The 22,962-nt window shown below is 33.5% G+C and carries 23 protein-coding genes; all 23 read left to right on the top strand.

From position 1 onward, the window contains the following. The first annotated feature begins 851 nt into the window (after positions 1-851). On the top strand, positions 852-1,262 hold the full coding sequence (locus FBF73_RS03755; protein ID WP_125410940.1) for a helix-turn-helix transcriptional regulator: 411 nt from the start codon (positions 852-854) through the stop codon (positions 1,260-1,262). Between the two features lie 320 nt (positions 1,263-1,582). Then, positions 1,583-1,792 (top strand): hypothetical protein, encoded by a 210-nt coding sequence (locus FBF73_RS03745; RefSeq protein ID WP_136937018.1) that lies wholly within the window; start codon positions 1,583-1,585, stop codon positions 1,790-1,792. Positions 1,793-1,827: 35 nt separating this feature from the next. After that, positions 1,828-3,921 carry an SEC10/PgrA surface exclusion domain-containing protein gene (locus FBF73_RS03740; RefSeq protein WP_136937017.1) on the top strand — a complete coding sequence of 698 codons (2,094 nt, stop codon included), beginning with the start codon at positions 1,828-1,830 and terminating at the stop codon, positions 3,919-3,921. A 163-nt stretch (positions 3,922-4,084) separates the two neighbouring features. Beyond that, positions 4,085-7,846 (top strand): SspB-related isopeptide-forming adhesin, encoded by a 3,762-nt coding sequence (locus tag FBF73_RS03735; RefSeq protein WP_136937016.1) that lies wholly within the window; start codon positions 4,085-4,087, stop codon positions 7,844-7,846. An 86-nt stretch (positions 7,847-7,932) separates the two neighbouring features. Beyond that, on the top strand, positions 7,933-8,235 hold the full coding sequence (locus tag FBF73_RS03730; protein ID WP_136937015.1) for a hypothetical protein: 303 nt from the start codon (positions 7,933-7,935) through the stop codon (positions 8,233-8,235). Beyond that, positions 8,235-8,696, top strand: a complete 462-nt coding sequence (locus FBF73_RS03725) for a hypothetical protein (RefSeq protein ID WP_136937014.1) — start codon at positions 8,235-8,237, stop codon at positions 8,694-8,696. Before FBF73_RS03730 ends, FBF73_RS03725 begins: the two co-directional genes overlap by 1 nt. 19 nt (positions 8,697-8,715) lie before the next feature. Then, positions 8,716-10,470, top strand: coding sequence for an FtsK/SpoIIIE domain-containing protein (locus tag FBF73_RS03720; protein ID WP_136937013.1), 1,755 nt, complete (start codon positions 8,716-8,718; stop codon positions 10,468-10,470). 278 nt (positions 10,471-10,748) lie between these two features. Further along, a complete protein-coding gene (locus FBF73_RS03715; protein ID WP_136937012.1) occupies positions 10,749-11,978 on the top strand; it encodes a replication initiation factor domain-containing protein in 1,230 nt (409 codons plus the stop codon). Continuing rightward, positions 11,975-12,295 carry a hypothetical protein gene (locus FBF73_RS03710; RefSeq protein WP_136937011.1) on the top strand — a complete coding sequence of 107 codons (321 nt, stop codon included), beginning with the start codon at positions 11,975-11,977 and terminating at the stop codon, positions 12,293-12,295. The genes FBF73_RS03715 and FBF73_RS03710 overlap by 4 nt, the downstream gene beginning before the upstream one ends. 3 nt (positions 12,296-12,298) lie before the next feature. Further along, on the top strand, positions 12,299-12,772 hold the full coding sequence (locus FBF73_RS03705) for a hypothetical protein (RefSeq protein WP_136937010.1): 474 nt from the start codon (positions 12,299-12,301) through the stop codon (positions 12,770-12,772). Continuing rightward, positions 12,751-12,948 carry a helix-turn-helix domain-containing protein gene (locus tag FBF73_RS03700; protein WP_136937009.1) on the top strand — a complete coding sequence of 66 codons (198 nt, stop codon included), beginning with the start codon at positions 12,751-12,753 and terminating at the stop codon, positions 12,946-12,948. Before FBF73_RS03705 ends, FBF73_RS03700 begins: the two co-directional genes overlap by 22 nt. A gap of 74 nt (positions 12,949-13,022) precedes the next feature. Next, complete coding sequence (locus FBF73_RS03695) at positions 13,023-13,295, top strand: hypothetical protein (RefSeq protein WP_136937008.1); 273 nt, start codon at positions 13,023-13,025, stop codon at positions 13,293-13,295. Positions 13,296-13,351: 56 nt separating this feature from the next. After that, positions 13,352-13,720: a hypothetical protein gene (locus FBF73_RS03690; RefSeq protein WP_136937007.1), complete on the top strand. Its 369-nt coding sequence runs from the start codon at positions 13,352-13,354 to the stop codon at positions 13,718-13,720. Between the two features lie 17 nt (positions 13,721-13,737). Beyond that, the gene (locus FBF73_RS03685; protein WP_136937006.1) at positions 13,738-13,950 is read left to right on the top strand and encodes a hypothetical protein; all 213 of its coding nucleotides are present in this window, start codon (positions 13,738-13,740) and stop codon (positions 13,948-13,950) included. A gap of 17 nt (positions 13,951-13,967) precedes the next feature. Continuing rightward, positions 13,968-14,441 (top strand): antirestriction protein ArdA, encoded by a 474-nt coding sequence (locus FBF73_RS03680; protein ID WP_136937005.1) that lies wholly within the window; start codon positions 13,968-13,970, stop codon positions 14,439-14,441. Next, positions 14,438-14,911, top strand: a complete 474-nt coding sequence (locus tag FBF73_RS03675) for a hypothetical protein (RefSeq protein WP_136937004.1) — start codon at positions 14,438-14,440, stop codon at positions 14,909-14,911. Before FBF73_RS03680 ends, FBF73_RS03675 begins: the two co-directional genes overlap by 4 nt. 16 nt (positions 14,912-14,927) lie before the next feature. After that, entirely contained in the window at positions 14,928-15,857 is a 930-nt protein-coding gene (locus FBF73_RS03670) for a conjugal transfer protein (RefSeq protein ID WP_136937003.1), read from the top strand. 5 nt (positions 15,858-15,862) lie between these two features. Continuing rightward, on the top strand, positions 15,863-16,081 hold the full coding sequence (locus tag FBF73_RS03665) for a TcpD family membrane protein (protein WP_136937002.1): 219 nt from the start codon (positions 15,863-15,865) through the stop codon (positions 16,079-16,081). A 9-nt stretch (positions 16,082-16,090) separates the two neighbouring features. Continuing rightward, entirely contained in the window at positions 16,091-16,483 is a 393-nt protein-coding gene (locus tag FBF73_RS03660) for a TcpE family conjugal transfer membrane protein (protein WP_060805768.1), read from the top strand. Further along, positions 16,467-18,971 carry an ATP-binding protein gene (locus tag FBF73_RS03655; protein ID WP_136937001.1) on the top strand — a complete coding sequence of 835 codons (2,505 nt, stop codon included), beginning with the start codon at positions 16,467-16,469 and terminating at the stop codon, positions 18,969-18,971. Before FBF73_RS03660 ends, FBF73_RS03655 begins: the two co-directional genes overlap by 17 nt. Positions 18,972-18,981: 10 nt before the next feature. After that, on the top strand, positions 18,982-21,030 hold the full coding sequence (locus tag FBF73_RS03650) for a hypothetical protein (protein ID WP_136937000.1): 2,049 nt from the start codon (positions 18,982-18,984) through the stop codon (positions 21,028-21,030). Beyond that, positions 21,030-22,130 carry a phage tail tip lysozyme gene (locus FBF73_RS03645; protein WP_136936999.1) on the top strand — a complete coding sequence of 367 codons (1,101 nt, stop codon included), beginning with the start codon at positions 21,030-21,032 and terminating at the stop codon, positions 22,128-22,130. The genes FBF73_RS03650 and FBF73_RS03645 overlap by 1 nt, the downstream gene beginning before the upstream one ends. 20 nt (positions 22,131-22,150) lie before the next feature. Further along, positions 22,151-22,954, top strand: a complete 804-nt coding sequence (locus FBF73_RS03640; protein WP_136936998.1) for an LPXTG cell wall anchor domain-containing protein — start codon at positions 22,151-22,153, stop codon at positions 22,952-22,954. Positions 22,955-22,962: the final 8 nt, after the last annotated feature.

Raw genomic sequence — 22,962 nt, 5'->3', positions numbered from 1 at the left:
ATGTAAAGACGGATTAACAACTTCACAATATTGTAAATGATGGATATTGTTTTAGTAATGATTTCAGTCATAATGTTCTCTTTTCTAATATTTTTTGAACACAAAAATCCAGCAAAGTGTGTTTCCATCTTACTAAGCTGTTTACGATATTTTGTTTTTTGTTTTATATACGGTATTATTATACCATAAGTAAATGTGGTTGGCAAGGAGTTTAGAGTTTGTAAAGTTCACGTTGGGTTTTTCGTCCTTTCACCTTAGTAGATAAGAAAAGGGAACTGACGGCTGTGGAGCAGTCAATGATACTTTGAAGAGGTAGCTAGAGTGAGATAGTGAGGCTTTATTGTATGGTCGGTGTGTAAGAGTAAAATCTTGCTAATGCCTTTGGGTAAGAAAGAGGGGATATTGAGTTATCCTTAAATTTGTGACCTTGGCGAAGGTAGTAGGCTGAGAAGCTGAAAGTGTGCGAAGATAAGAGCATACAAAGAAAGAGTAAAAAGAAAAGGCTTTGAAATATAAGCCTTTTTAATTTTACTCAAAAAACAAAATTAACAATCATTTAATTTTTATAAAACAGGTTTTGTCCTGATAAGAATTGAAAGTATTGTTAGTTTTCACAAGGGAATATAAGAAAGTATTCTTTTATGTAAACTAACAATATGAGTAGAGAATAGAAAAGAGGAAAGATGGATATTTGGATCTACTTAGTAAGAGTTGGAATGCTATTGTCTATGCTTATTTTGATGATGTTTTTGATTTATTGGATGTTTAGTCATTTGATAATTCTGTTTGTATTTGTGTTGTTTGTGGTTTTTTTTGCGATTATCACATTAAAGTAGAGAGGAAAAGGATTTATGTTGAATGTGTCAATGGGACTTCGTTTGTATCGAGAGAAGAATAATAAGTCGGAAGATGATTTAGCAAATTATCTAGGTATCCAAAAGAAAGCATATAAACGCTATGAAAGTGGAGAACGTGAGCCTGGCATTGATAAACTTTACAAGTTAGCAAAGTATTATAACTGTGCGATAGATGATTTTATTAATGTTGATGAAAAATTTACTGTGAAGCGTGAAGAAGTTTTGTCAACAAAGGACTTAGATAATCTAGGGTGTCATCATCAATTTTCTCATGGATTGGTAACAATGTTGACTAAAGGGAAAAGTTATGAAGAAACTATTCGCTTTGCTGATGATAAGACTAAGTATGTTTATAAGAGTGAAGTGAAGCGATTCTTACTTGACCTAGTTGAGAAGATTGATTAGTAGGAGAGAGGTGTGTTAAAATCGAAGAGTATGGTTATAAAGAGGGGTTAAGGACATATTCAGAAGAATGGATTATAAAAGAGTATAATCGAATCTATAGTCGATTCTGCTGGAATTTGAAAATCTATGCTCATGTAAAAAATGGTGCTGATGTCTATGTATCATCAAAGCAATGTTGTGATGATTTGTATTATCAATTGTATGGTGTCGGTCAGTTGACTCGTAGTTATTACAGTAAGATAATTTCTAAAATTGAAAGAACGTATAGTCATTTCAGAGAAGATGGGGTGATTATTGAGTATTAAAGAAGGAGTGATTATATGAAATTTTATCCTTGTAAAAAATGTGGTGGAACTGTTGCGGTTATGAAGCAAAAGATGTCAGGTTTTTCATATTTTAGAGTTAATCTTGATGGAAGTCCTGAAGATAACAGTGATATGTATGATGATTTAGTTGTTAAGAATTGCTGGAATAAATATAGATGTGAAAATTGTGGTTCAAAAATGATTGAATTGGAAGATATAGTATAATAAAATAAATAATATTGTTAAAAGGGGATTTTATAATGAATTTCAAAAGGTCGTTTGCGTTGATTTCAACTGCAACTTTGCTTGCGTTTAGTTGTAGTGTTGTTCATGCTGATTCTGCAAGACAATCTAAGATTAAAGAATTGGATAATCAAAGAAATGAACTTGCTAAGAAGAATGGTGATAGTGGTTTTGAAGTTAGTGGTCGCTGGTATTCTTTGAAGGAAAGTGAAAACAAGATAAAAGAATTAGAACAACAAGTAGCTCAGTTAAATGTACCTTATTCAGAAAAGAATACGATTAAAGTAAGTGCTGAGTATGCAAAGGCTCTTAAAGATTATTTCAATTATGATAAAAGTGATGCTGAAAGAGATCGAGCAGAACAAATTTTGAAGTCAGAAAGCAGTAAATTACGTTATCAAGAAGAGAATTTTATTTCTAGCGCTTCAGATCAAGTAGAAGTTTATGATATCAACAACCTTCCTAAAGAAGTTGTAGTTGAATTGAATTACTTTGCTTTAGATATGCTTAATCAAGTTCGTAGACAGATGGGAATGCCCCAGGTTTCATTAGCTAATTCATCTATTGATTTTTCTGATAAACTTTCAAAAAAAGTTCTTGAAGCAAATAGAAGTATTTATGATTGGCACTATGTAAAAGGTATCAATGATGTAGCTAGAGAATATGGCTTGCCTACTTCTAGCAAGAAAGATGAAGTAAGCGAATATGGTGGTCAGTACTATGAAAACTACTTTGCTTTAAGTGGTGGTTCAAGTGAAATGACTAAAGCTGAAATGAAACAATGGATTCATTATTCTATACTAGAATTTCTATATAATGGTTCAGAATTTCTTCATGCTCAATCTATTGCTGGTGTAAATTATGGAACTACTTATCAGAATGAGTATCTTGGAGTTTCACTTCATTATTTAAAAGATGGATTAGGAATTAGTTATATTAAAGTTTCTAATGAAGATTTATCTAAAGCAACAAAGAGCGTTTTTAACACTTCTAGTCCGTCAAATACAACAGAAGGCAATCGACAAGCAACTTTAGCTAAAAAATCAAAAGAATTACAAGATGAAAAAGGTAAGTACGAGAAGTTACAAACAGCCTATAATGATTACAATAAAATTGTGAAGGAGATTGATAGCTTAAAATCTGAAGAAGAGAAGGAGAAGCAAGAAAAAGCTAAGAAGGATAAGGAAAAACAAAATATAAGTCCTGCTAAGCCATCTAATCCTGCTCAAAAACAAGACAAGGATAAATCGAATAAACCTTCTCAGAAACAAGATATGAATAAACCGAGCAAACCTTCTCAAAATCAAAGTAAACCTTCTTCAAGTAAGAATGGATGGGTTAAGGAAAATGGTTCGTGGTATTATTATTTGAATGGTAAGCCTGTTTCTAATCAGTTTCAAGATTCGTATTATCTGAAGTCTGATGGTAAGATGGCTGAAAAAGAGTGGGTTTATGATTCATATTATGGTTCATGGTTCTATTTGAAGGAAGGTGGCTCTTATGCGAATAGTGAATGGATGAAACTAGGTGGCTCTTGGTTCTATTTCAAGAGAGGTGGCTATATGTCAACAAATACTTGGTTAGGAAGCTATTATCTGAAGTCTAATGGTGCTATGGCAGAAAATGAATGGATTTACGATTCAAACTATAAGTCCTGGTTTTTCATTAAAGAAGGTGGCTCTTATGCGAATAGTGAATGGATGAAACTAGGTGGCTCTTGGTTTTATTTCAAGAGAGGTGGCTATATGGCTGTAAATACCTGGATAGGAAGCAATTATTTGAAGTCAGATGGTAAGATGGCTGAAAAAGAGTGGGTATATGATAAATATTACAATTCATGGTTCTTTATAAAAGAAGATGGTTCTTATGCGAATAATGAATGGATGAAATTGGGTGGCTCTTGGTTTTATTTCAAGAGAGGTGGCTATATGGCTGTAAATACCTGGATAGGAAGCAATTATTTGAAGTCTAATGGTGCTATGGCTGTAAATGAATGGATTTACGATTTAAATTATAAGGCATGGTATTATTTGAAATCAGATGGTTCTTATGCTCGTAATGAAATCGTTCAAGGCAGATACCGTGTTGACTATTCAGGAAAATGGGTTTGATATAGATAAAAAAAGTCAGTTTAGTAAAAACTGGCTTTTTTGTTTGGAAAGGAAAATGAAATGATTGGAATGATTTTTAAAAGATCTCGTTCACCTTCTTAGGACTATAATGATTGAGATTGATAAAATATAAAAAATTTTTAATTTAAAAGGAGAAAAAAAGATGTCAAAGACACAAGAATTTAAGGCTTATGGTTCAATCCGTAAACTGAAGGTTGGTGGTGCATGTGGTGTTATTCTTGCACTTGGAATGTTGGGAATGGTATTTTCTTCAACGGTATCGGCTGATGAAGTTTCAACTGCTAAGCCTGTTGCAGTGGAGAAGAAAACAGAAGTAGAAGTTCCTATTGCTCATGACAAACTTGACAAAGCTGTAACAGACGCTAAAAACGCAGGCGTTAAAGTTGAAGTCGGAGCAGTTCAGGACAAAGGTGTTGCAACCTCTGAAACAGTAGCAGGTAAGCAGAAAGAAATTGAAGTTGATTATGTTAATCAGGAAAAAAATGTCAAAACTGTGACTGATGATTATTCTTCTAAAGTAGATAAAACTACTAAAGAACGTGAAGTAATCGAAAAAGAAAACAAGGATAAACAAGATAAGTTTGAAAAAGCTGTAAAAGATCATGAAGCAGAAGTCAAACGTATTGAAGCTGAAAATAAGGCTATTCTTGCTGATAATGCTAAGAAAGAAGCTGATACTAAAGCTGAAAATGCACGGATCGAACGTGATAACGCTAAGAAAGAAGCTGATTATAAGCAAGCTAAGTTGAATCAAGAAAATGCGAATAAGCAGATTGAAGTTAGCAATAAAAATGCTAAAGAAAAATATGACAAGGGTTTAAAAAAATATAATCAAGATTTAGCTATCTATAATGAGCAAAAAGCAAAATTAGAAAAACTCGGTCTTGTTGCTTCTTCAACAGGAGTAAATCTTTATGGAGATTATAATGAATCAGGTCGAGGGTCTTTAGACTTTTATAAAAATTTTCATTCTGTATTTGAAGGTGTTAAGGATTTAGAAGTAGTTGATGGTTTTTTAAGTGCTTCTCCAAAGACAGAAGTAAAATTGAGTAGAAGTGATTTATTGGAGAAAACTATTGACACCAAAGAAGGGGTAACAGGTTTCTTCTTAAAGAATATGAAGAAGGGTGATTATTTTACACTTAATAATATTGGACGTACCGAATCAGGTAAGTCTATTTTAGCAAAATTTACTTTTACTTCTGATCCAGTTCCTGAATTTAAAGTAAAAGGTAATGATAATATTCAGCCTAGAATGAATGTATTGTGGTCAAAAAAAGAATCACATTCTGCATTTGATTTTTCTCAATCGAATTATCAGGTAGTGGATTTGGATATTGAATATTTTGATGAAGCAACAGGTAAACCAATCAATCTTGCCTATGTAAATGTTTTGACTGACCTGGATTATGATCAAATGTATCGTTATGAATATCAAGATGGATCTACTGGTATTCTTAAGATTCACCCAGATTCTGAATTGACTAAAGTAGTTGAAAATGGTAAAGAGTTTATTAAAGGGACTGTAAGCCCTGTTAAATTTACTTATGATGATACTTCTGGACTAGGTGATTATAGTGTAGGAAGTGTTTTAGGTTCTGGAGCATTAGGGGAAAGTTCTGTACCTAAAGGTTCATTGTTGAGTATTGGGTGGGGTTCAAAGAATCATTTGACTTATACAGCTTCAAGATATTCAAAATGGGTTGGTACAAATAATACTCGTCCTGAGAGTCATTATTATGCTTATAAAGCCTATTTAGAAGAAATTGCGAAGAAGGAAGGTAAACCAGCACCAACTGATTTAGAGATTACTAATGCTCATGGTTATACTTTTGGATTGTGGGGAGTAAATTCATCTATTCAAAGACCAGTGATTAAACCTGTTGAACCAGTTAAACCTGAATTGAAACAGAAGGATACTAAAGAAATTCCTATGCCAACATTGGAAAATCCAAAAGAGTTTGTTCCTCGTACAACTCTTCCAACTCCACCAGCACCAACTCCACCAGAGAAGAAAAAAATTCCTGAAATGCCTTTAGTTCCTAATGTAAAAGTGAATTATTCACGTTTGCGTGTTCAACCTTCAACTCCCAAACCTGTGAAAGCTATTATTGATAATTATGGTCACAACATTGATGGCGCAAATACATTTGACAAAAATGTGAAATTCAGTTTGACAACTGACTACAAACCATATTCAACTTTTACCACTGATTCTAAGACTTATGGTAAAACATGGGCTATGGTAGATGATGTACAAGATGGTGCTTACAAGGTAGTTGATAGTAAAATTACTATGAAGGATTCTACTGGTAAAGATGTGAAAGCACTCTTTAATATGTACCATGTACTTTCTGAAAAGGAACGTACAAAAGAAATTCAAAGCATTTTGAAAGAAGCTGGTTTGAACCCTAAAGGTGAGTTTTACCTTTGGGTAGCGAAAAATTCTGCTTCATTCTATAAAAACTACGTTAAACAAGATAAGAATATCACGATTGAACTTCCTGCACGTTTGCTTGTAGAAAAAGGTCAAATTGTGAAGAACGATTTTTATCAAATTGATTTTGGAATTGGACATCAGTCGAATCTTGTGACAGTTGAAGTGCCAGATGTGAAGTCAGAAAAACATGTACTTGATAGAACTGGCAAGAAAGTTCTTGATGGTAAAGAAGTCCAGCTAGGTGATTTTGTTCAGTACCTTCTTGATGGTGCAACTGTTCCAGAAAAACATGATACATTGTATCAATATGACGGTTTGGATAAACTTGATATGAAGCATGACCGCTATACTGGGAACTGGAAGGGTATCGTTAAAGGAACAGAATATATTGCTGAAAAAGAGCTTGTGTTACCTTATGATGTGACATTGAAAAATGGTAAGGTTATCAAAGCTGGCGATAAGATTGCCAAAGGTAGCTCTTATGCCTTTACTTTTGAGTTCAACCAAGGCACAAATTCTGAGTTCATCAAGAAACTTGTGACTGTTAAATGGAACGAGAAAACAGGGGCATGGTCTTACGTTATCAATCAAGACTTCCTTAATTCCCTAGGAGTAAAAGGAACATTTGACGCTGACTTCTATATCGAAGTTGAGCGTATTGAAACTGGTGATAAGATTGAGAATACCTTCATCAATATTGTCAATAAACAAGAAATGACTGCGAAAGTAACAACCCATACTCCAGAGCCACCTAAACCAAAACATCCAGAAAAACATGCGCTTGATAAAACAGGTCAGAAAGTTCTTGACGGTAAAGAAGTTCAAATGGGTGAGTTGATTCAGTACCTTCTTGATGGTGTCACTGTTCCAGAAAGACACCATATGTTGTATCAATATGATGGTTTGGATAAGCTCGATACGAAGCATGACAGATATACAGGTAATTGGAAAGGTATCATCAAGGGTACAGAATATAAAGCAGAAAAAGAGCTAACGTTGCCATACGATGTTATCCTGAAGAATGGTAAAGTGATTAAGGCAGGAGATAAGATTGCCAAAGGTAGCACTTATGCCTTTACCTTTGAGTTCAACCAAGGCACAAATTCTGAGTTCATCAAGAAACTTGTGACTGTTAAGTGGAACGAGAAAACAGGGGTATGGTCTTATGTTATCAATCAAGATTTCTTGAATTCTCTAGGAATTAAAGGAACATTTGATGCTGACTTCTACATTGAGGCGGAGCGTAATGCGCCTGGAGAAGTTGAGAATACTTTTGTTAATATTGTCAATGGTCAAGAAATGGAAGCGAAAGTAACGACTTATACTCCTGAGCCTGAAAAACCACAAGAGCCTAAGAAACCATCATTGCCGAATACTGGTACAGCATCTAGTATGCTTGGTTATGTTGGAAGTGGAATCTTGTCTATGTTAGGTTTAGTAGGGATTAAGCGTAAAAAAGATTAAGATAATGATGTTAGGACGATAATAAAACAGGAATTATCGTCCTTTATTTTTAAGAATAAAAATGTAAAGAAAAGGAAATATAAAAAATGAAAGTCGAAAAATTTAAATTCAATCCTGAAGCTATTGGGAAGGCAAATTATGTACGTTCTGAAAAAGCACCTTCTATTATTGAAGGTAAGCCTTTTGATGGAACTCGACATATTGTGATGAATGCTAAACATGGTATGTTTTCAATTATCACTCCAAAAGATATGGCAACTTATAAAGTAAATGAGGAAGTGGAAGCTATTGAACCAACTTTCTTGGAAGATTATGTTGAAGGTACAAATTTTTCAGCTTCAACAAATGTATTGGCTAAAGGACTTAAACGTGTAGGGGGTAACAAATAATGGCTAAAAATGGACTTGAATTAGGAAATCGTGTAGAAATTTTCTCAAAGAAATATCGTATTTTGAATGATCTCTTGTTAAATCCGAAGGAAATTTTGGGTACTTGTAAATTTATTAAGAATGAAGGTGCGCAATTTGTAAATGTTGATCTTGAAACTGGTGAAGGCGATTATGATGGTGTTGAAGTTCTTGTATATTCAGAAGGACAAGAAGATACTGTTTTCTTGAAAGTGACAGAACAATCAGAAGAAGAAATCAATGCTTTGAATCTTGGTTATCAAGAAGCTATTGATTTTGATACTTTGCTGGTTGCTTATCATGGTATGCGTAAGGCTGATCGTAATCAAGTAGAGCCGAACAAGCACCGTTTCGTTTTTGTGGTTGATAAACTTAAAAAAGTTGGTGGAAGTCAACCTAAACAAGAACAGAAACATGATCAAAAACAAGAACATAAAGGATAAGTTTTAAAGGAGAAAAGATATGGGTTTACTTCCAGCGTATAGAGGAGTTAAGATTAAACCTTATATGGAAAATCTAAGATACTTTATCTTTTCTTTTTTCTTTTTGTTGTTTAGTCCAATATTAGGATTTTATATTTATCAAAATTTAGAAAAACTAAAAAATGCTGATGTTCCTTCGATAGTGATTGTCAGTTTGATGGTGACAGTATTTAGTTTGATTAGTCTTTATTTGACTTGGTTTTCACAAGAACGTTTTTTCTTTTTTCAAAAGTTAGAAAGACTTGCTAAACTAGCTTTTTTTCTGAAAGAAAATGGATATTCTTACACGAAAAAGATTAAGACGGATTCAGGAACAAGGGATAAAGTTATTTTTCCAGCAGTTTATATGAAGCAGAATCGGTATGATTTGGAAATTGCTTTTAAAATGGCTGGGAATAAGTTTCAAGATAAGTTTAAGAAGATTGGTTCAGATTTAGAAACAACCTTTTTTATGGACTTTATGGAAGTTCAGGACGATATTAAATTTAAAACTTATAAAATGGCTTATTCAGCGTTTCAGAATCGTATTAAGATTAGTGATGTTGAATACTCTAGTAAAGGTATTCAACTGATGAAGAATCTCTATTGGAATCCTGTTGATGATCCACATTTACTTGTGTGTGGTGGTACTGGTGGAGGTAAGACAGTTCTTTTAAGAACTCTGATTCGTGCAATGGCTAAAGTTGGAGTAGTGGATATATGTGATCCAAAGCAAGCTGACTTTGTTACTATGTCGGAGCAGAAAGCCTTTGAAGGTCGTATTTCTTATGAGGTTGAAGATATTGTTTCTATGATTGAAAGAGCAGTTCAAATTATGTTCGCTCGCTATGCCTATATGCGTAAAATGCGTGAAGAAAATGGCGACAAGGATTTGAAGAAGTTTTTTGAATATGGACTTGAACCTTATTTTTTAGTTTGTGATGAATATAATGCCTTGTGCGCTATGCTTGATTTTCAGACAAGACAGCGTTTAGACAATGCTATGGGTCAATTTTTGCTTCTAGGAAGGCAAGCTGGGTGTTTTGCGACTATTGCAATGCAGAAGCCTTCTAGGGAAGATTTAGGCTCTAAACTACAAGCGAACATTAACTTTCGTATTTCTGTTGGTCGATTGGACGAGGTTGGATATGATTTAGCCTTCGGAGAAGTCAATAGGAATAAGGAATTTAAGTATGTGAAATATCTTGCTGGTAAGCGTGTATATGGTCGTGGATATGCGAGTGTGTATGGAGAAGTGGCTAGAGAGTTTTATTCTCCATTGCTTTCAAAAGAGTTCTCTTTCTTTGATGAATATGACAAGATTCAAAGACGAGAAAATCCCTTCAATCCATTAGAGAATCCTGAAGCTGTTCTTTCTGAAGAAGAAAAACAAGTGTTGCAGGAAGAAATGCAAGCTAATGAAGAACTTGAAAAAGGAACTGTAAAAAAAGATAGTTCTGAATTGGTACAAGAATTGCTTTCCAGCAAACAAGAAGAAAAAGAAGGAGATGATGTTCCTTTGATGAAAGCAAGTGATTTTTCTAATAAAGTTGGTGTAAGTTTTTCATCTGTTCAGAATCTATTGAAAAAATTGGAAGAACTTAATAAAATAACGATTCTAAAAGAAGATGGACTTATTGTATTGGATCGGTCACAAATTATTTTGTTGACTGACTTATTTGAATTAAAGGAAAGTGGAAGTCAGAAGTGGTCTGAAATTTTGGAAGATTTTCCTTTTGACGAATATGGACTATGAGAATAGGGGGGAGATCCCCTTTTCTCTATTTTATGGATGTTGGTATAGTCTAGCACTCTAGTAGCTAGTAGCAGAAGCGAGGAAGCGAAGCGACGAGCGCCTGCGCTCACTAGCGCTCACTAGAGTGCTAGACTATGCTAATGAACCCACCTATTCTAATAGGTGGGTAACAAAAGTTACAAAATGCACTTCACGCTTACAGCGACAAGGGTTACACTTGTGTCCCTTTTGAGTTTTTTTGTGTCCCTTTTGGTAAAAAATGGAGTTTTAAAGGAGAAATGGAAGGAAAAAAGTTAAAAGATTTTAGAAATGAGCGAAAAATGACTAGAAAAGAGTTATCAATTAAGACTGGTATTCCTGTTTCTACTATAAAGGCTTATGAGAATGGTTATAGGACTTTGAAGAAAGAAGATTTCCTAGAGATAAAAAACAATTTTAGTTTGAAAAAGTGTGATACAGAATTGACAAGGTATATGATAGACTATTTCAGATTTACGCTTCACAAAGAGAATGATGTTTATTATGTAGCTAAAGAATTTTTTGGATTTGATATTATGTTGAATCCTGAAACAACTTCATTTATGAAATATGAATTGTTGTATCGCTATGGTGACATTTGGTTTTTTGGTTTTAATTCTTCCTTTAGTGAGAATGGAGAAGATAAAAACAGAATTACGGTACAGTTAAGTGGTCAAGGCTGCAGGCAGTTAGAACTGTATCTTGAAAGTGAAAATATAACTTGGATAGATTTTATAAAAAGGTTCAAACAAAAATATGGGGAAAATTTTAGTGTTACTAGAATAGATATTGCAGTTGATGAAATGGCTAGAGAAGATACGAAAGAAAATTTTGATTTATCAACACTAGTAACAAGGTATTATAAACAGGATATTGTTTCGCCTTATTTAAAAAGTTTTTCGTTTGTGGGTGGTGGAGGATTTGATTTTGAGAATCCATTGGAAACAGAAAATAGACAAGGGTTATCAATCTATCTTGGTAGTCGGCAGTCTGAAATGTATTTTAACTTTTATGAAAAGAGGTATGAAATAGCGAAGAAAGAAGGTATAAGTGTATCAGATAGTGTAAGGTTATTTGGAATATGGAATCGTTATGAAGTTCGATTCTCACAAGGTAAGGCAAGGTCATTCATTTCAGAAGTTTTGGCTGGTGCTGAGATTGCTGAATTAACAAGGTCAATCTTTCAAGGAGCGATACAGATTTATGATGGTACTGATGAACATGGATTTAGGAAGTTCGATAGTAAATGGCAAGAATTATTTGGCAATAATGAAGCTATTAGGTTATCGGTTAGCCCTGAGCCATATTCAGTTGATAGAACGATTAGATGGTTGGTAGAAAGAGTTTCTAACTCCTTGCTATTTGTATCTGAAATAGATCGCTTATTCTTACAAGAGAACATGAAGAAGATAATGGAAGCAGGCGAATTAACTTCACGACAGCGAAAAGAATTAGAACTTCTTCAAAGTCAGTTAGGCAGGAGAGTATGATTGAATACAAAGATATTGAAAAGATTGTCTATTTGATTCCAGCAAGAAATTTCTATGATGGTTTAACTGATAGTAAGATAGCAAGAGATTATCAGGGTTATATTGAATTTCAATCTCAAACCTATAATCAGACAAAGAAGCGAAGTGATTGGGTTAAATTGAAACGATTGATTAGAGAATATGAATCATATTTAGCAGGACAAGTAGATGTTAAGAGAAAGTTACTTTGGTTTGGATTGTTAAGAAGGAGTAAAGAAGAAATGGAAATGGAGTGTTTAAAATTGATTGAACGATTTCATTTAGAGGAGTGGATTTAGGATATGGAAAAGGATATTTGTAGAAGATGTGGCTGTAAGTGGAATACAGCCTGTGTTGATGAAATGTATGGTTCTTGCTGGTGGGTAGATAAAAACAGAACGCTATGTAGTCACTGTTTTTATGGATTTAATGATGAATCTTGTCAGACAAAAGTTTATTACAGACCAGGTTATGATTGGCTTGAAAGAGATTGGGAATTTGCTTGGGAAATACTGACAAATTCAAAAAGTCATTGGGTATATGACATGGAACATGATGTGTTGTGTGTGGTTGGTTTAGGAGATCATATTGGAGCCGTCAGATTTATTGTAAAGAACTTTTATGGATTTAATCGTATTTATCGTGAGGAGATTCCTAAATGGCAAGAAATTATTGGGAATAATATGATTTTTTATAATGCAAAGGTTAATGATTCAGAACATTATGCTAGTTGTTTACCAAGGAAGTATAGAAAATGCTCTTTTCAGAAAGATTAAAGACCCTAAGAAAAGAAAAAAAACTAACTCAAAAAGAGTTAGCAGAACAAATCGGAATAAAGCAAAATTCTTATAGTGATTGGGAGACTGGAAAAAACGAGCCCAGCTTTGAAAATCTTATTAAGTTAGCAGATTTATTAGAAGTTTCGTTAGATTGGTTGTTTGGGAGAGAATAGATGAAAGTTAAGAAACGTTCTCCAGCTTTAGGTTGAATATATAAAAAGCTAAAGAAGAAAAGAGGTATAAAAAAATGGCTTTACAAGGAAAAGATAAACAAATTATTGAATTGTCGAATGAACTCGCGAAAAAACTAAAATCGAAAGAATTTGATTTAGCGTGGAAGAATGCTGGTGAATTGAGTTCGCTTCTCAAAAATGATGAAGAATTGCAACTACCGTATCAGGTTATTGAGTGTATCAAGAAAGACCTGTCTAGTTACTATGCAATGAATAAGGAATTGAATAAGGTAACAACTCGTGCCTTTGCGATTGGTTCTAGTTTTGAGCGTTCAGCTTCAATTTAAGTAAAGGAATGAAGGAAGTCAAGGTTGGCTTCCTTTTTTATTTGGAAGGAGAAAAAATGAGTATTAAAGTCGTCTATGATAAGTTTTCTGATGTATGTAAGTATTACAATTTTGGAAAAAAGTTGCTTGATGAACCTGCAAAGATTATTGAACGCTTAGATGAACACTTTGACGGTGTAGAGTTTGGACAGTTTGATGGTAACAATCCTGATAATGTGTATGTCAATTCGTTTACAGAAGTTGATACGCAGGAAGCATTGATTGATTTTGCAGGTATTTTGAATCATGGAGAATATGAGCAGTTAGTGAATGAAGATCGTTTGTCTGCTTATGTAGAAGAACATGAAGAAGAAATTGCTAGTCGTTTAGGAGATTCCTATGTGTTTCTCGGTCATGAAGGCGATAGTTGGTATATTTTGCAATAAAGAATGGTTGGTGCTGAATGGCTTCAAAGGTATTGATTAAGAATCCAAAGAATGTAAGGCAGGCTTGGTTTAGCTTGCCTTTATATTTTGGAAGGTTATCTCATATTGGTTTAAATGGCTCTTATGATGAACAAATTGAAATTGTTGATTATGAAGGTTCAGCATTTATTGGTTATGGTTTATTTAGTGTTGCTGATTTGGAACAGTTAAATAGACAAGTAGAAGGCTAGTTAAGAAAGGAGAAAATATGGACTTAACAGCTTTAATTTTGGATACAAGATCAAAGAAAGTGAAACAATTTTCTTTACCTGCTGATGTGGAATACATTGCTTCTGAGTTTGGATATGATAGAGAAGATGTTGTTTTTACTATTCAATCTATTGAAGAATTACCTACTTTGAATTGTGAAGGCTTAACTTTAGAATTAGCGAATGAACTTGCTGAAAACGTGGAAGATGTTGATGAAGATTTGGTTCTATCATTTATTGAATCAGAAAGTTCTGATCCAAAATATTTAGCAGGTGTAGAATTTGATGATTGTAGTTTATATTCTGATGTTGCTACTGATAGAGAATTAGGTGAATATCTTGTAGAGGAAGTTGGTGTAGAACTTTCTAAGGAAAAACTGCTTCTGTATATTGACTATGAAAAGTTTGGTCGTGATTTTCGCTTAGAAGAAGGTGGTAGCTTTGTAGATAAAGGTTATTTTGTATCAAGATGATAGCAAATATAAGGGTTTTAAGGGAAGGGAATTTTGAATTTCTCTGTGAACTAGATATTATGAAGTACAGTCAAGAACAAGTCCTTGAAAGAATAAATGAAAGAGGAATTGATAAAGACAACTTTTTTATTTGTGGGATTTCTGATTGGGAAGTGGATAAAATCATGTCGTTAGACGAGGTTTATTTGCTGAAGAAAGCAGTGTTGGAATTATATGATGGTGATGAATACATTGTCAGATTTCAATTACAGCATTATATTCCTGTAACAAAAATTGCAACTAGATATTATAGATTTTGTTCTAAAAATGAAGTTGATACAATTTTTGAATTGACGAAAGAGTTAGATTATAAATCGGTTGTTGATTATTTTTTTCAATGTGGGAATTGGGTGACAGTATTTCAAGGATTCGTAGAGCAGGGAGAAATCTTAAATACCCCTATTGGCTTCTACAAGAAAGTTAATTTGTAAACATAGAAAGGAAAAAATGAGAAATTTATATTTAAAGAAGCCAAGAAAAGAAAAGCAAGTAAAAATGAAACAGATAAGTCAGAAAAAATCGAATCGTATTTTTTTAGCAGGCTTATCTGCTTTTATTCTTTTCTGTGGTTTAACAATGTTTGTTTCTTTAAGGACAACTTCAAAAATGCTGGATAGATTGACAAATTCACCAGTTGTTGAATCAAAAAAGGAAACAGATCGTAAATTGGAACAATTCTTAGATGGATTTGTGAGTAGATATTTTACCTATAATTCACAAAATGGTTCTAGTGAAGATGATGTAGCGAAGTTGAATGAATACTATGGAAGTATTCCAGAAGTTAAGAATCAAGGTCAATCGAAGCAGGAAATGTCGGTAGTTAGCGCTCGTATGTTACTTGCTAAAGATGGTATAGCTGTATATCGTATTGTTTATGATACAAAAAAAGATGACAAGAATCAGCGTGTAGGTATAGAATTCTCGATTCCATACGGAGAAAAAGATGGTAAATACTATGTAGCTGGTTTACCTTGGTTCTCTCCTGTAAGTGATTTTAAAGCTGATGGTTTGGGAAAAGAAACTCATTTGGCTTTACTGGATAATGATGAAATTGGGGAAGGTCAAAGAAAGAAATTAGTTTCGTTCTTAGAATTATTCTTTAAAAATTACACAACTAGTCAAGCAAATTTAGACTTAATCTCTAAAGATATTAAGTCGATTGGTGGTGCAACATTTAAGAGTTTAGATTATACCTACTTTAAAGAAAAAGATGGGAAAATCTTGGCTTATGCTCAGATTACTTTAGAAGTAGCTGGTTCAACTCATAGCGAGAATTTTAGCTTTGAGTTAAGAGAAGATAAAGATAGTTATTTTGTAGAAAAGATGGAACATACAATTCCATTAGATTACAACAAGAAAGAAGAAAAAGGAGAATAAGATAGATGGCATTATTTAGTTTTTTAGTTTCTAAGTTTGGTATTCCAGCAGTAGCATTTTTTGCAGGAATGAAAGCATTGAAAGCATGGAAAGAACAGCAGTTAGGAAAATTGGTTGTTATTATTTTGGTTGCAGGATTTATTCTTTTCTTTTTAGAAAATCCTGAAACAGTTTTAAATGCAACTAAACCTATTTGGTCAAAATTGATTGAAGCAGTTAAGTAGGAATGAAAAATGGAAAGAAAAGACAAGAAGCTGTATGTCTATACAACAGCATTTAGACAGCCTGTTTGGGTGCATAAATTAAATGAAGAATTTAGTTTACCATTTGCAATTAAAATGTCTGCGATTGTCTATTGCCTAGTAATTTTAGTGTTAGCCTGGTTTTTACTAGGCTTTATTCCTTACCTTGATTGGGGTTGGCGCTTTATGGCTGCTGCATTTACTGGTTGGAAACTTGGGAATCTGTTAGCTGATTATAAGTTAGATGGAAAGACATTATTTAGATTTATTTATGAGTATTTGATTTTTTGGAAGGAATACGATAGTCAGCGAAAGAAAATATATATTTGTAAAGGAATAAAATATGAGAAAGTGAGAAGTATCAAACGTGGAATTATCAAATAATATTTGGTCGGTTGCTGATGGTTTGATTCTGTTAAAAGATGGAACGGTTTTATCCGTATTTGAAATTGAATCACAAGTTGTCAATACGATTGAAGAAACGAAAAAGGAGACTAGTAAGGATATTGTTTATAATTGTTTAGCTAGTTTGGCAGAGTATAATGATCTAAGTATTCATAGCTTACATATTGATTTAGAATTGGGTAAGAAAATTGCTTTGTTATCACAAGATATTGAGCAAGGTCAAGGGACAAGTCCTTTAGGAAATTATATTGTATCTACAATGAAGTCACGATTGGAAGAAGAAGTAAGCTATCTCTTTGAGTATAAGCATTATCTTGTAGTTCCTTTGAAATCGGTTAATGTAACCTCGGACTTTAAACTAACTGTTGAACAGACGATAGAAACTTATCGTAAAAATGTGATGAAAATGGTTGGTTTTGAAGAATTACCAAAAGTTGATTGGTGGAAGGCTTGGCAAAATCAGAAAGATGTGATTCAAACTAAAATCCATGCTTTGAACGTGAAAGAGGTTTCAAAAGCTGATTTAGAATTATTGAATCGACTTCATTTTCTTGGTGGTCAAACCTATGATAAAGAAAGTGAGTTGATTGCACTTGAAAATTCGATTGAGAATGTAGATGAAACAATTATTGAAGTTGTTGATGGGAATGCTTTGAAATTAACCAATGGTCAGGAAACAAGTTATGTAGCGACAATTCCTGTTGTTTCATATCCCAAAAATGTATCTTATCTTCATTTACAAGAAGAACTTCAAAATCTTGAATTTCCTGTTGATAGTATGTATAAAATCCGTTTTTCAACTCAAAAAGGTTTTTTCTCACTTTTATCTAGGGCAAGAAACAAACGTAAGAATCTTGGGAATACGGTAAATGAAACAGCAGAAAATGATGATGTTCAAAAGATTGAAGTTTTGGAAAGCCATCAGTTGTTAGAAGATTTTCAGGAGAAACATGACAATAAAGAATTGATGATTACCTATCTTCATACCTTAACCATTACAGCAGACAGTTTGGAAGAATTGAATCTTAAATTTGATATTTTGTTTGCACGTTTGAAAGAGTTGGAAGTAGAAGTTGTTAAGGCTGTTGCTGATCGAATCTATTTGTTCTATAAGAGTAGATTGACAGAAATTCTTGATAATGGAAGGGAATCATTTCTTCAATATGGAAGCCTGCGCGGATTGTGTGAGAATCTGATGTTTACGACGAAAAAGGTTGGAACAGAAATTGGTTTTCCTATTGGTCGTGTTGATAATGAGATTTCTTCATGGTATGGAGATTTTCAAAAAGCTCTTGATTCAAGTACAAACATTGTGTTTTCAAATTTATTACAAGCGAATAAAGTTGGAGTGAAGGGTAAGGAAACAAGCAATCCTCATACAGCTATAACTGGTTCAACTGGGAATGGTAAGTCATTCTTAACTAAGTTATTATTTACCTATCATTCTTTATTGAAAACAAAAGTATTGTATATTGATCCAAAAGCAGAAATGAAAAGACAATATTTAACTGTGTTATCAGAATTGGAAAAAAATGATGAATTTTATGAACTTCAAGAATATATCAAGTCAATCAATTTTGTGACCTTGAATATGAAAGATAAGAATAATAGAGGTGTTCTTGATCCATTCTCATTTTTACAAGATGAAGCTGAACTGACAGAGTTAGCAACTGTACTTGTAGGCTCTGTATTGGATAAAGATACTTATATCAAGGTTCAACCACATTTGTTAGATTCGATTGACAAAGTGATTGAACGAAGGAAAGCTGGTGAGAAAGTCGGTATGTTACAAGTCTTTGATGAATTAGAGAAAAATTCAAAGGAAGATGTTGAAACTGCTGGATATTTCTTAAAAAGAATTTCAAGAAATTCTTTATTGTCACTTTGTTTTTCTGATGGAAGCCAAAATGTTCTGAAGGTTGATAATAAAATTACAATCGTTGAAATTACTGGTTTGGATATGCCAAAAGGTACAGATAAAGATGAAATGACTGAAAGTCAATTAAGAAGTTTGACTGTCATGTATTCTTTAACCTATTTCTGTGCGATTTTTGGTGAACGTGAAAAGGACAAGGAAACAATGTTATTCCTTGACGAAGCATGGCAGATTATGTCAACTCCTGCTGGCCGACAAGTAGTGAATCGAATTAAGCGTACTGGACGATCATTCAATAATTTCTTAGTGCTGGTAACTCAATCGGTAAGAGATTTGAAAACAAGTGAAGATGGAACTGGATTTGGTACAGTATTTGCTTTTCCTGAAAATTCAGAAACAGAAGCTATTTTGAAACATTTGCGTGTAGAAGATAACGATTCTTCACGTTCTTGGCTTGAAAATCAAACAATGGGTCAATGTATCTATTATGATACGTTTGGAAGAAAAGAGCGTATTACAGTAGATGGTACACTTTATCCTATTTTAATGAAATTATTTGAAACAGTAGAAACAGAATTGGTTGCTGTATAGGGGGAGGAATATGAGAAAAAATATTTTACTAGTGTTTATTTGTTCTTTCTTTCTTCTTCCTGCTTTTGTAAAAGCTGATTCTGTTAAAGATATTCTTCCAAAAAATAACTTTGATATTATTGAATTTGATAGGAACACGAATAAGCCTAAACTGGTTGATCCTTCTGATAATGCTAAAAAAATATTAGACACGGTTAAGAAAGAAGCAGAAGAAAAAGAGAATCAAAAGAAAAAGGAAGCAGAAAATAGCAAACTGACTTATGAGAATTATAAGTCTAAGATGTCTGATTTAACAAGTAAAGTTTACTTTGATAAAAAGTTTTTTGGATTTGATTCCAATGTTAATTATTTCTTTAATTCTATGGTTCAGTCTGTTTTTTGGCTTGGAAAACTTGTTTTCTATGTAGTTGCACAAGTTTATATAGCTGTTGAGGGAATGAGCGATGTTAGTGGATTGTTGAATGAAACGGTAAGAAATTCTAGTAAGGTATTTTCTTCTTTGTTTAGTCAAGAAATTATTTATATGGTTGGTGCAAGTATGGCAGTTTATTTACTGTATCTATTTGCGACTGGAAAAGGAAGTTTCTTCAAAACATTGATAAAAATGTTATTGATTTATACTTGTATTGGAGTTTATTTTATTCAACTTAATGTCAATGGTCAAAATAAGTATTTGATAACTCATGTCTATGATAGCTTTAGAACAACAACAATTACTTTGAATGGTGAAATTACAAAAACTTTAACTGGTGAAAGTAAAAATGGAGTAGAAACATATTTTTCTGAAACTTTGTTGAAGGGATATAAGTATATGAACTCTCCTGTAAAAGAAGATGGTTCATTTCTTCTTTCTGAAAAAGAATTTGAAGATTTAGCTGGTTATAAGCAAGGTGATGGAGATCATTTAGTTGGCGATAAAAAAGTCAAGGATCTTGCAAAAGATAAAGACCCTGAAAACAAGATGTTAAAAAATGAGTGGGGCTTAAAATTTATGTATGCCTTTGCTTCTGATGTCGATATTACTGTGATGGGAACGATTTATTTATTGTTAGGTTTGTCACGATTCTTCTTTTTAATCGTTTTTATCTTTTTGATTGTATTGTTACCATTTATCCTTTTGTTAAGTCTGTTTCCTAAGATGGAGCATTTATTGATTGGATTTAATAAAAAAGGAATATCAATGCTTGCTTTATCATCAATTATGCTTTTAGCAACTAGTATATTTTCCTTCTTTTACAATACTTTAACTGAATTTATCTCTACTGCTGTAGGTGGTGATTTACTAGTTACAGTCTTTTTAAAAGGTGTATTATTGTTTCTAATGTGGAAGTACAGAAATTCGCTTTTATCAGCATTTTCAAGAGTAACCAATAGTCCTGTTGGTAAGATTGGTAGAGAAATAAGCAATTCTCAGTCTGTTCAAAAACTGAAAGAAAGATTGTCAAAAACAGGTAAGACTGGTTTGAAAGCAGGTGGAAACGGACTCAAAGTTGGTGGACAGTTTGCTAAAGGTGGATTGAAGATGGGTAAAGATAAGTTGAGTGAAAATCTTAAAACTTTACGTAAGAAAAGTCCGTTAGTAGATAAGGTTGCTGAAAAAGGGGATGGAATTAAGAATCGAATGAATTTGATTAAGGAACATAAAAATAGTTCAGTCAATGCTTTAAAAGAAAAAGGCAATAAGGCTTTAGCTAAACTCTATGGAGTGAGAGCCAATGCTTTTAAAGAGGGAAGTGCTGATAGAAAAGTCTTGAAAGAGAAAAAAAGACTTAGAGATAGTCAGGCTGAAAAATATGCTGGTCAGAAAAATGCTTCTCGTGAGTCAATTCAACGGCTGAAGGAAGAACGGTTGAAGAAAGGTCAGAAGCCATTTAAAGAGAATCAGGAAGGCTCAGTAAAACAGAAACTGCAGACTCTGAAAACGGTCAATCCTAAGGCTGTTGGAAGAAGAAAAACAGTTGTAAAAAATCCTAAAAATGAAGAAATAACTTCTAAAGCAATTTTAAGTAAGCAAACCAAAAAATTGAAAGCTAAAAAAAGGAAAAAGGTTGAAATTTAATGGGGAATAAAACAGCGAAACACTTGGGATTCTTTTTCGCAAGTCTTATACCTACGTTTTTAGTGATTCTCTTAATTATTTTAAGCGTTATCGGAGTTGTTTCTGCTGGTGGCTCATCTGATTCTACAACTGGAAAAAGAACACGATTAACAGCGCAAGAGGTGGCTCAAAAGGCAAATATTTCTGTTGAAAGAGCAGAAGATGTCATTAAGATTCTAAACCGGCAACTTTCTAAGGAGAAATTTACTTTAGAGGGTGCTAGTGGTTCTCTTGCCAATGCTGAAAGAGAAAGTGATTTTGATCCTAAACTAACGAATCCATCAGGTGGGGTTGCTGGCTATTTTCAATGGTCAGGTTGGGATAATACTATCAATGGTGATAGATGGAGAAATGCTAGTTCTCGTACTTTAGATAGTACGGTGGAACTGGAATTGATGTCTTATGAGTTGAATCATGGCTATAAAAAAGTCAAAGACTATATGCAGAAGGCGACTGATCCTTTTGAAAGTGCAAAATATTGGTCTGAACATTATGAAGGTGTCTCACTTTCAGACGGTCAGACAAAATTAGGGAAGCTGGAAAAGGATAGTAAGAAGTGGTATGAAGTCTTTAAAGGTACAATTGAATCCGATGGTTCTTCAGGTGGAAATGCTATAGCTGGTAGCTTAGATATTGCTCCTGGAGTTGTTGCTATGGATATACCTAGTGGATATTCGATTGATAAGGAAATTACCAAAGATGGCTATATCACTCAATCTTACCCTTATGGAGAATGTACTTGGTATGTATTTAATCGTGCTAAAGAATTTGGGATTCATTTTGATCCATACATGGGCAATGGTCAAGACTGGGCGCATAAGTCAGGGTATGAAGTTTCTAATACTCCTACAAAGCATTCTGCTGTTAGCTTCCAAGGTAGGCAGGCAGGTGGTCACCCAATTTATGGTCATGTAGCCTTTGTAGAAGATGTAAAAGATGATGGTTCAATATTGATTTCTGAATGTAACTTTGTTCGAAGTGGACAAGGAACTGGGATAACAGACTATCGAGTATTTAGTGCTGATGAAGCTAAAAATTTTTATTATGTGATTGGAAAATAAAGAAAAAAGAGGAAAAAGAAATGAATAAGAAATTTGTAACATTGTTGTCTGTAGCTGTGTTGAGTACAGTTGCAAGTGGAGTATCTGCTGATGAATTAACTTTGGGTGGAAGTGTAGTTTCTAATGGAGATAATACTGGATTGGTAGTTTCAGAACAACCAACAGAAACACAACCATCAGCAAGCGTAGAACATTCTTCTACAGAACTTGGTAAGGAATCTGATAAGGAAGAAACTGGAGATAATACAGGTGTAGTTGTCGAGCCAACGATTCCAAGTGAGCAACCAAAAGAAGATAAACCATCTGCTGAACTTGGGAAAGAAACTGGTAAGAATCAGGAACATGATAATACAGGTGTAGTTGTCGAACCTACAACCCCATCAGAAAAACCTAAGGAAGAAAAATCGAAAGAAGGAACACCAAAAGAAGATAAAAAGCCTGCTGTAGAAGAAGCTCCTGAAATTAAAGAAGCGAAGCAGAAGGCAGAAGAAAATATTGGTGTGAAAGAAGCTGATGATCCTAAACCATTGAATGTAACAAAGGAAGAAATTCAAGAGAAACCGATTGAAACAAACACTGGTCATAAAGTAGTTTCTACGAATCAAGGAAAAGTAGTGATCGAAACTGACGAAGGAAATTATGTTGAAAAAGAGCCTTATGAAGTAGGTGCTGTAAAGCAAAAAGATGGTACAATCGCTTTGAAGGATAAAGAAGGTCAACTAAAAGTTCTTCCGAATACTGGAACAGCTAGTACAATTTTTACAACTATTTGGGGATTTGTAGGATTGATTGCGACAGTATTGGGTAAACGTAAATTGAATTAAGAGAGATA

Source organism: Streptococcus mitis, from assembly GCF_005144795.1.
GTDB lineage: Bacteria > Bacillota > Bacilli > Lactobacillales > Streptococcaceae > Streptococcus > Streptococcus mitis_BB.
The sequence above is the reverse complement of the archived record's forward strand: the minus strand, read 5'-3'. Positions and strand labels throughout refer to the sequence as shown.

Bases quoted from the DNA above. Each gene is read 5' to 3' on its own strand.
- FBF73_RS03755 (WP_125410940.1), top strand. From the start codon at position 852: ATGTTGAATGTGTCAATGGGACTTCGTTTGTATCGAGAGAAGAATAAT.
- FBF73_RS03745 (WP_136937018.1), top strand. From the start codon at position 1,583: ATGAAATTTTATCCTTGTAAAAAATGTGGTGGAACTGTTGCGGTTATG.
- FBF73_RS03740 (WP_136937017.1), top strand. From the start codon at position 1,828: ATGAATTTCAAAAGGTCGTTTGCGTTGATTTCAACTGCAACTTTGCTT.
- FBF73_RS03735 (WP_136937016.1), top strand. From the start codon at position 4,085: ATGTCAAAGACACAAGAATTTAAGGCTTATGGTTCAATCCGTAAACTG.
- FBF73_RS03730 (WP_136937015.1), top strand. From the start codon at position 7,933: ATGAAAGTCGAAAAATTTAAATTCAATCCTGAAGCTATTGGGAAGGCA.
- FBF73_RS03725 (WP_136937014.1), top strand. From the start codon at position 8,235: ATGGCTAAAAATGGACTTGAATTAGGAAATCGTGTAGAAATTTTCTCA.
- FBF73_RS03720 (WP_136937013.1), top strand. From the start codon at position 8,716: ATGGGTTTACTTCCAGCGTATAGAGGAGTTAAGATTAAACCTTATATG.
- FBF73_RS03715 (WP_136937012.1), top strand. From the start codon at position 10,749: ATGGAAGGAAAAAAGTTAAAAGATTTTAGAAATGAGCGAAAAATGACT.
- FBF73_RS03710 (WP_136937011.1), top strand. From the start codon at position 11,975: ATGATTGAATACAAAGATATTGAAAAGATTGTCTATTTGATTCCAGCA.
- FBF73_RS03705 (WP_136937010.1), top strand. From the start codon at position 12,299: ATGGAAAAGGATATTTGTAGAAGATGTGGCTGTAAGTGGAATACAGCC.
- FBF73_RS03700 (WP_136937009.1), top strand. From the start codon at position 12,751: ATGCTCTTTTCAGAAAGATTAAAGACCCTAAGAAAAGAAAAAAAACTA.
- FBF73_RS03695 (WP_136937008.1), top strand. From the start codon at position 13,023: ATGGCTTTACAAGGAAAAGATAAACAAATTATTGAATTGTCGAATGAA.
- FBF73_RS03690 (WP_136937007.1), top strand. From the start codon at position 13,352: ATGAGTATTAAAGTCGTCTATGATAAGTTTTCTGATGTATGTAAGTAT.
- FBF73_RS03685 (WP_136937006.1), top strand. From the start codon at position 13,738: ATGGCTTCAAAGGTATTGATTAAGAATCCAAAGAATGTAAGGCAGGCT.
- FBF73_RS03680 (WP_136937005.1), top strand. From the start codon at position 13,968: ATGGACTTAACAGCTTTAATTTTGGATACAAGATCAAAGAAAGTGAAA.
- FBF73_RS03675 (WP_136937004.1), top strand. From the start codon at position 14,438: ATGATAGCAAATATAAGGGTTTTAAGGGAAGGGAATTTTGAATTTCTC.
- FBF73_RS03670 (WP_136937003.1), top strand. From the start codon at position 14,928: ATGAGAAATTTATATTTAAAGAAGCCAAGAAAAGAAAAGCAAGTAAAA.
- FBF73_RS03665 (WP_136937002.1), top strand. From the start codon at position 15,863: ATGGCATTATTTAGTTTTTTAGTTTCTAAGTTTGGTATTCCAGCAGTA.
- FBF73_RS03660 (WP_060805768.1), top strand. From the start codon at position 16,091: ATGGAAAGAAAAGACAAGAAGCTGTATGTCTATACAACAGCATTTAGA.
- FBF73_RS03650 (WP_136937000.1), top strand. From the start codon at position 18,982: ATGAGAAAAAATATTTTACTAGTGTTTATTTGTTCTTTCTTTCTTCTT.
- FBF73_RS03645 (WP_136936999.1), top strand. From the start codon at position 21,030: ATGGGGAATAAAACAGCGAAACACTTGGGATTCTTTTTCGCAAGTCTT.
- FBF73_RS03640 (WP_136936998.1), top strand. From the start codon at position 22,151: ATGAATAAGAAATTTGTAACATTGTTGTCTGTAGCTGTGTTGAGTACA.